This is a genomic window from Metabacillus niabensis, assembly GCF_902829255.1.
GTDB lineage: Bacteria > Bacillota > Bacilli > Bacillales > Bacillaceae > Metabacillus > Metabacillus niabensis.
The window spans coordinates 1-4,741 of the sequence record NZ_CADEPK010000264.1 but is presented as its reverse complement, the minus strand read 5'-3'; the positions used below and the strand labels follow the sequence as shown (position 1 = coordinate 4,741).

The 4,741-nt window shown below is 36.9% G+C and carries 3 protein-coding genes; 1 reads left to right on the top strand and 2 read right to left on the bottom strand.

The window, feature by feature from the left end:
* Positions 1-222: 222 nt before the first annotated feature.
* Positions 223-687, top strand: coding sequence for an SRPBCC family protein (locus tag HU235_RS15960; protein ID WP_095298697.1), 465 nt, complete (start codon positions 223-225; stop codon positions 685-687).
* A 48-nt stretch (positions 688-735) separates the two neighbouring features.
* Here the strand turns inward: HU235_RS15960 and HU235_RS15955 are convergent, their stop codons facing one another.
* Positions 736-1,836, bottom strand: coding sequence for a 5-methyltetrahydropteroyltriglutamate--homocysteine S-methyltransferase (locus tag HU235_RS15955; protein WP_095298695.1), 1,101 nt, complete (start codon positions 1,834-1,836; stop codon positions 736-738).
* A 153-nt stretch (positions 1,837-1,989) separates the two neighbouring features.
* Positions 1,990-4,741: phosphoenolpyruvate carboxylase (gene ppc / locus HU235_RS15950; protein WP_233452244.1), on the bottom strand; the 2,752-nt coding region annotated here is incomplete at its 5' end.

The window sequence follows — 4,741 nt, the reverse complement described above, 5'->3', positions numbered from 1 at the left end:
TATGTAAAGAGTCCTGCTTTTTCACGATAAAAAACTCCTTAAAAATAAAATGTCATTTATAAAATGAAGGCCACTGAAAATGTCGCTTTTTCAGAACCTCACAAAATGAAATCTTTTTATTCTGTTAGACATTTACATGTTATGAAATTAATGGTTAAATAGGTAATTAGAATTAGTTAAACTAGAATCAGATGACATAAATAGAAGATAGAGGGATTAAAAGTGAAAGAATTATTAGTTTATCGTTATGAAGAGGTTATTAACGCACCAATTGATGTTGTCTTTGATTATGTCAATGACGATGAAAAAATTAAATGTTGGAATACATTGTTCGTGGAAAATATTTATGAAGCTCCAGAGGATAAGGAATTAGCGAGGCCTGGTACGAAGTTTAAAACCGTTCAAAAAATAGACAAGAAAGTGATGATAATCGAATCTGTTTTAATAGAGTTTAAGCCCCCGTATAAAATCGTCATGCACTCTCAAACAAAAGAAGGGCTAAGCATTTCTAAATACGAATTATCAAGAGAATATCATGGTACAAGATTAATTGTTGAAGCTAGCATTATTCCTAGTAATTTCCTATATAAAGTTGCTACGAAGTTATTAGGCTGGACGAGTAAATATATTTATGAAGAACAATATGAAAGGTTAAAAACATTCATTGAAGAAGAGATTGATGATTAAACAGTAAAAGCAGCAGATCGTCATTCTGCTGCTTTCTCTTTCACCTAATCATGATTTCCATACATCATTTGCAATTTCGATAACATGTCGGACCTTGTCCCATTGTTGCTCCTCTGTTAATAGGTTTCCTTCTTCCGTTGAAGCAAAACCACATTGAGGGCTTAAACAAATTTGTTCTAAGCCAACATATTGACTTGCCTCTGCTATTCTTGCCTTCACATTTTCAGGGTTTTCTAATTCACCAAATTTTGATGTAATGAGACCCAATACAAGCTGAAGGTCCTTTCGGTTTACATGGCGAAGTGGCTCAAATCCACCTGAACGTTCATCATCAAATTCAAGGAATAGTCCATCAACATTTAAACCGCCAAAAATTACTTCTGAGGCATTTTCATATCCACCAGAAGCTGCATAGGTAGATTTGAAGTTTCCTCTGCAAATATGCATGGTGATAACCATATCCTCTGGTTTATTTGCAATAGACTCATTAATTGCTCTAGCAAATAATTGAAGAAGCTTGTCAGGCTCTTGACCACGTGCTTTGATTTGCTCTTTTCCCTGTTCAGAGAAAAAGACAGACCATGATGTATCGTCTAATTGTAAATAACGACAGCCAGCATCATAAAATGCCTTGATTGCCTTTTGGTAAGCAACAATCAAATCCTCAAATAATTGCTCTTGAGTTGGATAAGCTTCCTCCTCTATATAGCCTCTAAAAAACAACATATTCGGACTTGGAATCGTAAACTTCGCTACATGATCACCAGCAATTTGATGTAGAAATTTATAGTCTTCAATCATTGGATGGTTTGTAAAATCTACTTTGCTTGTTACTTTGATTCCGTGTGCTTTCGTTTTTACTCCATTAAATTGAATTCCAGATTCTGTTTCATAGAGCTCTACTCCATCAAGGCCTGCTAGGAAGTCAAAATGCCACCATGCTCTTCTTAATTCACCATCTGTGACTGCCTTTAGACCGACTTCCTTCTGCTTTTCAACAAGGCGAATGATTTCTTCATCTTCAATAGCCCGTAATTGTTCAGCTGTAATCTCGCCATTTTGCTTTTCGATTCTAGCTTTTTTTAATCGCTCAGGTCTTAGGAAACTACCTACATGGTCTGCGCGGAATGGTGCTTTCATTTTATTCATATCCTCTTACTCCTCTACCAATAGATGTCTTAATATGATGCTAATGAAATGGATTTCTAGATTTCATCTTTAGCGAAATGATCATCAAAATTATGTATAATCGTCCACCCAATATTGCAGTGGACGATTAATGATGATTTATATAACTCTTTATCAACCAGTATTACGTAATCCCGCTGCAATACCACTAATTGTTAACAACACTTCCGTTAACAACTCCTCATTTGGCTCCTCTTGAGCACGAAGCTCCTTAATCAGCTCAACTTGTAAGAAGTTCAATGGATCTACATAAGGATTTCTGCGATAGACTGATTCTTTAATATTTGGTGTATGGTCTAGCAGCTCTTCGTCACCAGAAATTTTTAATAATATTTCTTTTGTTTTCTCATATTCTTCAACAATATTACCAAAAATTCTCTCAGCAATTGTCTTATCTTTGACAAGTGACGTATATTCCTTTGCAGTCGTAATGTCTGCCTTCATTAACGCCATTTGTAAATTATCGATTGTTGAACGGAAGAAAGGCCATTCAAGATACATACGCTGCAATAGCTTTAAATTTTCTTCGCTTTTTGAAGCAAACTCTTCAAGACCTGTTCCCGCTGCATACCACGCAGGGATTAATTGACGACTTTGAGTCCAAGCGAATACCCATGGAATCGCACGTAAATCTTCAAAGCGATTCCGATCCTTCCGTTTCATCGGACGTGATCCAATGTTTAATTCACCAACTTCGTTTAAAGGTGTTGCTTCTGTAAAATATGTTAGGAAGTCTGGATCCTCAAATACTAGAGATTGATATTTTTTGAGGGAAACCGCTGAGATTTCCTCCATCGCCTCTTCCCAAACTTTTTCCCTGAGATGCTGTTGCTCTGAATCCTCCGATAAATTAACAGACGCTACTAATAACGTAGAGGTAGCCTGTTCAAGACTACGATATGCAATATCTTCATATAAATAACGGGCAGATAATACTTCCCCTTGCTCAGTAATTTTCACGCCATCACCAAGTGTTTCTGCTGGCTGTGACAAAATACTTCTATTTAATGGACCGCCACCACGTCCAAGTGAACCGCCGCGTCCATGGAAGAATTTCAATCCAATATTGTACCGCTTCGCCATATGGTGAATTTCAAGCTGTGCTTTGTACAGCTTCCAGTTTGCAGTTAACGTTCCACCGTCTTTACTTCCGTCGGAATATCCAAGCATAATTTCCTGAGAATCTCCATGGATTTTCAAGTGATTACGATAAACATCCATATTAAACAATGTTTCCATAATGGCTGGGCCTGCAACTAAGTCATCAATCGTTTCAAGAAGTGGTGCAACATTTAAATGACTTTCGACTGAGCCATCTGCATGAAGGCGATAAATTCCCGCTTCTTTCGCAAGTACTAACACTTCAAGTAAATCACTTGCTGATTGTGTCATGCTTACTAAGTATACGAGGATCGATTTTTTCCCAAATGTATCATGTGCCTTTTTAATCGTTGTAAAGACTTTAATCATTTGTTGTGTTTCTTTCGTATAATCCTCATTTAATAATAATAACGGACGAGGATCCTTTAATACAGATTCAAGCGTCTTAAGCTTTTCCTCTTCTGATAATTCAGAATAATTTTCCGCTACCTTTACTTTTCGAAGAATTTCTGTTATTGCAGCTTCATGCTCGCCACTATGATTTCGAATATCAAGTGTTGCTAAATGGAAGCCAAATAATTGAACTTGGCGAATTAGCTTTTTCAGCATGTTTAAGTCTTGATTCGCTGGTTGGTGCAATGCAACGCTTCGTTGAATAATGTATAAGTCCTCAAGAAGCTCTTCAGCAGATCGATAGCCAATGTCTGATTTGCCAACCTCTTTTAAGCGCGTTAAAATGACAGCGATTTTTCTGCGATAGATTTCATTTTCAACATGCCATTTTTTATCTTCTGTTAAATAAATTTGTTCATCCTTTTCAACATTTTCGATTAATTCCGTACTAATCTCTACTCGTGTTGTCGATTGACTAAATCGCTTCATCGCTAAAATTAATGCCTCGCGGTATTTTTTCAATGCAAGCTCACGTTGTTTTTCTAAAGTTTCCCACGTTACCTCTGGAGTTACATTTGGATTTCCATCACGGTCTCCACCAATCCATGAACCGAAACGAAGGAAATTAGGAACTTCCCATTTATGACCTGGAAATTGCTCAGTAAGTCCTTCCTCAAGATCTTGGTGAATATCTGGGAGTACTTCAAAAAACGTTTGGTCGAAATAATACAACCCATTACGTACCTCATCCATGACCGTTGGTTTCCGATGTCGCAGCTCATCTGTTTGCCATAAAATCGTAACTTCGTTTAAAAGACTGTCTTCAAGCTTTTTACGCTCTCTTTTTGTCAGCATGTTATTATCTAGATTTTTCAAAATATTCCCAATTCTCTTTTGAATCTCAATTACAGAACGCTTCGTTGCTTCTGTCGGATGTGCTGTAATAACTAGCTCTAGCGATAAAGTGTTTAACACCTTTTGAATCGTTTCCACACCAATTTCATTATCCTTAAGAGATAAAATTGCACTTTCAATTGATGCTGGTTGAACGATATTGTTATCCTGGAGCTGGTATTCGCGACGTCGACGAATGCGGTGATTTGACTCTGCGGCATTGATAAGATGGAAATAAATTGAGAAAGCGCGAATGACTTGTTTACGCATCGGTGGGTCTAAATTCACTATTTCTTCTTTTAATTCATTATAAATCTCTTGATCAAAATTATTTCGAAGAGTTTTTGCCATCACTCGTAATTTTTCAACTTTATCTAGTAGCTCCGTACCCCCATGATGAACCAGGATCTCTCCAAGAATATGTCCTAAAGATTTAACGTCCCGACGTAATGGAAGACTACTATCATTTGTCTCATAT

Bases quoted from the DNA above. Each gene is read 5' to 3' on its own strand.
- HU235_RS15955 (WP_095298695.1), bottom strand. From the start codon at position 1,836: ATGAATAAAATGAAAGCACCATTCCGCGCAGACCATGTAGGTAGTTTC.